Here is a 4,932-nt window from a genome sequence, read left to right as displayed (position 1 = left end):
TAGTATTTATATATTTAAAAATGTTCGAATATAATACTCAGTAATAAAGAAAAAGTTATAGCTTATTGCTATAACTCTATAGTACTAGGGGCGAACTGAGTTCGCCCATCGCCCATGGACGTTCCTCAAATTAACCTCATCCAGCGAAGGATCGATGACCCCAAAAAACATCCTAAGTCTAATCTTTTAATGAAGAATGGTATGTAGACTTATACTTAATAAAAATTAACTTTTGGAGGATAGAATATGAACTTAGAAGAACTACAATTAGATTCAGCTATTAAACAGAAAAAAGGCTTGCACTTCATATTAGCATCTATTTTTATTTGGTCTGCTGTGTTAATTGTTCATTTAACAACCTTGCCTATTTTAACTAAGAACTTATTAACATTTTGCTGTACAGCGCCACTAATGCCTTTAGCATTCTTTATATCTAAAATAATTAAGGTTGATTTTCAAAACAAAGAAAATCCATTAACAAAGTTAGGTATTATATTCTCTGCAAATCAAATGTTATATTTATTGATTGCCATGTGGGTATACCCTATAGTTCCCGAAAAAATGTTAATGGTTATAGCTATGATTTTTGGCGCACATTTACTACCCTACGGATGGCTATATCAATCAAAGTCATATATAGTGTTGGCAATTGTTATCCCGATTTCATCACTGGTAGTTGGACTATACTTTGAGCCTCACATAATTGCTATTATGATGATAATATTTGAAATTTTGTTTAGTATTTCTCTCATAATTGAAAACAAAAACCTGAAGTCAGTACTTAATTAAACTTTAATTTTACGAAACACTTAGCATAATAAAATATAAATCAAAGATTTAGAAGGTGGAATAAGATGAATGCATTTTTGGTAGTAATACCAATTATATTTATTAGATATGGTCTTTTAAATATAATAAACAAAGAATCACTGAAACGTGCGGGCTTCTTTGCTCCATTGATAGCGAGAGAAAAAATAGCATACTGGATTTATCAAATTACAACCGCCCTTATTTTAATATGTTTATTATTTCTCAAAATCAGATCAGATTCTGATTGGTTCACCATAGGTCTGATAATATATAGTTCAGGAATTATTTTATATGTTGTGTCTATGATAAATTATGCAAAACCTAAAGTGAATGGAATAAATATAAATGGCTTATATCGAATATCTCGCAATCCTATGTATATTACATATTTTATTTATTTCTTAGGTTGTGTATTTCTAACTAACTCATTGATATTACTAGCACTATTAGTAGTTTTCCAAATATCAGCACATTGGATCATTCTTTCAGAAGAAAGATGGTGCATTGAAGAATTCGGAGAAGAGTATATAAAGTATATGATTAAAGTGAGACGCTATATTTAAATATGTATGATACAGCTTTTATTTAAACGGTATTTCACAATCTTTATATGATGAGTAATAGTAGGATACTTTTAATTAAAGGGGAGAAATTTATGATAATGATTTGGAACAGAAAAGAAGTTTTTGTTGGATGCTCTTTACAAACGTTTAATGAAGTCCGTAATAAACTTTCTTCAAGTGGGATTAAATATAAATATAATATAGTCAATAGTAATGGCTCAAGTTGTTTTTGTTCATCAGACCGAGCATATCAATCATTACGGGATATTTAGGTCTTATGATTGGAGGCATGTTTGGTGCTGAAATATTTATATATTTATTCGGAATGATAGGTGTATTAAGTCCTGGTTTATTTCTTTTAGAGCTAATATATAGAGAAATGGAGAAAAATAAAAAAGATAATAACATGTAGCAAAAGTAAACATATTTCGTATTAGTAGAAAAATGTGATGTAAATTGCATCAGTATAGCAAATTTCATAAGAAATATTTGGGTCAGACTAGATAAAAAGAATAAGCACCCATAAAAATAAATTTAAAGGAGGAATTATAATTAATTTTAAACGAACAAACTACATATTTGTAGTATTGCTATTGTTATTATTAACTGCGTGCGGCAAAGATATTTCATCAAATACCATTTCCAATCAAAAAATAGACGCAATAAATATCCTAGAATTGTCTTCCGATAACAAACGTTTATATGAAGAATTTTCCAAAAAATCGTCAGACGATCTCTTGAAAGGGCTAGACCCTATGCTTATTTGCAAATTATACTTTACAGCAGAAGAAAAAAAAGAATATGAGACACAATATGCACTTATAGACAATAGTAAATGGCAGTTATGTCCAACCAAAGAAGATTTTATTAAGGAGGCAGAACCGAATAACCAAGCCACTAAAGACTTGTTGGAACGACTTAAAACAGAGGTTGTCGGTACGAACGTTGTAGAATTTGAAGAAGGATCGTGTTATATTGAAATCATTTTTGCTGACGAAAATACAAGTTCGTTTAATCTAAACAAGGTTAGTGACGATACATGGAAGGTTGCTTATATGCCAATGCAATAATATTATAGTAAAGTAATATTCTTATATTACTCAATATTATATATTTGAAAGGAGCTGTTGAATTATGTTTAACAATAAAACATTTGAGAATGTAATAAGCTGGGAGGTGCATACAAAATAATAAATGCATAAACCTCCCATAAGATACAATATAAATTAGGAGGATAAAAAATTGAATAAAATTAGTATGTTAAAATTAGGATGCAGTCAGCGATTTATAACTGAATCCACTTTATATACAGATCTTACTATTGGGCGAGTGATCTCCCAATCCAAGGACATATACAAAGTCATCTGTGAGAATGGCATGATAATAGCAGAGGTTTCTGGGAAGTTTAGATTTGATGTAAAATCCTTATCAGATTACCCTGTGGTTGGTGATTTTGTTATGTTAGACAGAGATCATAATAAAAATGGGAATGCCATTATTCACCATGTTTTAACAAGAAAAAGTGCATTTATCAGAAAAGCAGCAGGAACATCAAATGACGAGCAGATTGTAGCAGCTAATATTGATACCGTCTTTATCTGTATGTCACTCAACAATGATTTTAATCTTAGGAGATTAGAGCGTTATCTTTCCATAGCATGGGATAGTAACGCAGTTCCAGTTATTGTACTAACAAAATCTGATTTGTGTGAAGACTTACAACAAAGGCTTTTAGATGTGAACTCTGTTGCCATTGGGGTAGATGTTTTAGTTACCACAAACATGAGAGCAGATGGTTATCTCCAGATTCTATCATATATCAAAGAAAATGAAACAGTTGCATTTATCGGCTCATCAGGTGTTGGGAAATCTACTTTGATTAATCGTCTCCTTGGCGAAAATGTTCTTGATACGAAAGAAATCAGAAATGATGATAAGGGCAAGCATACGACGACTAGGAGAGAGCTATTCATTTTAGAAAATGGTGGTATGGTAATTGATACACCAGGGATGAGAGAGTTAGGACTAAGTAGTGTTGACTTATCAAAATCATTTTCCGATATTGACGAGTTATCGCAATCGTGCAAATTTCACGACTGCACTCATACCAGCGAACCAAGCTGCGCCATACAGCAAGCCATATGTGATGGAGTTCTCTCTATTGAAAGGCTAGAAAGCTTTAGAAAACTGAAGAAGGAAACAAAATATGAGGGGTTAAATTCAAAGCAAATTGAAACTACAAAGTTGAATGAAATGTTTAGCGGTATTGGCGGTATGAAAAAAGCTAGAAAATATCTCAAAGAAAAAAACAAGAGAAGGTAAGAAGTTTTAATATGGATATAACTATTAGACAGGAACTTGAAAGTGACTACGACGAGCATATAGCTCTTGCACTAGCGCCCACCCAGAGTATTACTCTCGCTTTGGATATATCCCTGCTAGTAAATTTGGCATTAAATCATCCTTCCATGTTCCGGACTCTTCAGGGCTTCATTTACAATCTGAATATCAATTTTATTTCTGCTTATAGAATATGCTGATTGGATTTATTGTTAACATTATTAAAACGCCTCTCAAATTCAAACAAGAATTGAGGAGGCGTTTTTATGTGTGCCCGTCATGTGGTAGACTCACAACATACCGAAAGAAAAGAGTTACACTAGTTATACCTTTTGTCGATATATTCATTATTTAGCTACAGTAATTATAAAAAAATGGTATAATATAACATAAAGTCTTAACATTATATAGAATAGGAGAAAAGAGGATCAAAAAGAAATTTACAAAACTTAATAAATTCCATGGATTTGCAAAATACTGATAAAAATTCATCAAGGTATAAAATTTGGAGGTTAAAATGTTAAGAGCAAGAATTATAACTATTTCATTAATATTATTGATAGGATTTTTATATATAACTAGGACTATTCCCGTTATTATTACCACTATTGCATTTTATTTTGTTCTACTAGGATTTTCGATTATTAATCTATATGAAGGAGTAAAAGATAATAGATATATCACAAAGCCGTATATAATTACAATGGATATATTTGTGCTGATAAGTGTAATAAGTGCTTTGATAGTAACGCTTATCAATAAATATTCATCAATTAGCTTGAATTTTGATGGTATGAGTGTATTTAAGTTTGTTATTGTACTAAGATTTATATTAGATGGAATTCTAAAAAGTAAAAGATTTGCAAAGAAATTAACAACTTAAAAAATAGATATCAATGCTTACGTAAATTAGTGAAAAAATTTCTTGCATCCTTTATCTCACATTAATTATAACAAAATGGTATAATATAACATATATTCCTTAACATTATATAGAATAGTATATTCCCACAATACTCTACATACCGGACGAACACAGTTCGCCCGACAACCACGTAAAGCACCTAACCTCGTAGGGGAGAACTGTGTTCGCCAACGACTACGTAAAACACCTAAGCCGGGTAGACCAGCTAAGCAAAGTCAAGTAAAACATCTAAAATAAGAATTAAAATGTATTGTATAAAAATAAGCATAGCAAACAAGCCAATGGAAAATACGA

The 4,932-nt window shown here is 31.0% G+C and carries 6 protein-coding genes; all 6 read left to right on the top strand.

All coding sequences use genetic code 11. From position 1 onward, the window contains the following. Positions 1 to 246: 246 nt before the first annotated feature. Positions 247 to 789 carry a DUF7010 family protein gene (locus GC105_RS16470; protein WP_152807025.1) on the top strand — a complete coding sequence of 181 codons (543 nt, stop codon included), beginning with the start codon at positions 247 to 249 and terminating at the stop codon, positions 787 to 789. A gap of 65 nt (positions 790 to 854) precedes the next feature. Then, a complete protein-coding gene (locus GC105_RS16465) occupies positions 855 to 1,373 on the top strand; it encodes a methyltransferase family protein (RefSeq protein ID WP_152807023.1) in 519 nt (172 codons plus the stop codon). A gap of 229 nt (positions 1,374 to 1,602) precedes the next feature. Next, positions 1,603 to 1,785: a hypothetical protein gene (locus GC105_RS16990; protein WP_193708467.1), complete on the top strand. Its 183-nt coding sequence runs from the start codon at positions 1,603 to 1,605 to the stop codon at positions 1,783 to 1,785. Between the two features lie 343 nt (positions 1,786 to 2,128). Beyond that, positions 2,129 to 2,443, top strand: a complete 315-nt coding sequence (locus GC105_RS16460; protein WP_152807021.1) for a hypothetical protein — start codon at positions 2,129 to 2,131, stop codon at positions 2,441 to 2,443. A gap of 172 nt (positions 2,444 to 2,615) precedes the next feature. Next, on the top strand, positions 2,616 to 3,695 hold the full coding sequence (gene rsgA, locus GC105_RS16455) for a ribosome small subunit-dependent GTPase A (protein ID WP_152807018.1): 1,080 nt from the start codon (positions 2,616 to 2,618) through the stop codon (positions 3,693 to 3,695). A 535-nt stretch (positions 3,696 to 4,230) separates the two neighbouring features. Continuing rightward, positions 4,231 to 4,596, top strand: a complete 366-nt coding sequence (locus GC105_RS16450) for a hypothetical protein (protein WP_152807016.1) — start codon at positions 4,231 to 4,233, stop codon at positions 4,594 to 4,596. Positions 4,597 to 4,932 lie beyond the last annotated feature (336 nt).

Origin of the sequence: Alkalibaculum sporogenes (genome assembly GCF_009362815.1) — a bacterium.
Taxonomy (GTDB): domain Bacteria; phylum Bacillota; class Clostridia; order Eubacteriales; family Alkalibacteraceae; genus Alkalibaculum_A; species Alkalibaculum_A sporogenes.
This window is presented reverse-complemented; position numbering and strand designations above follow the sequence as displayed.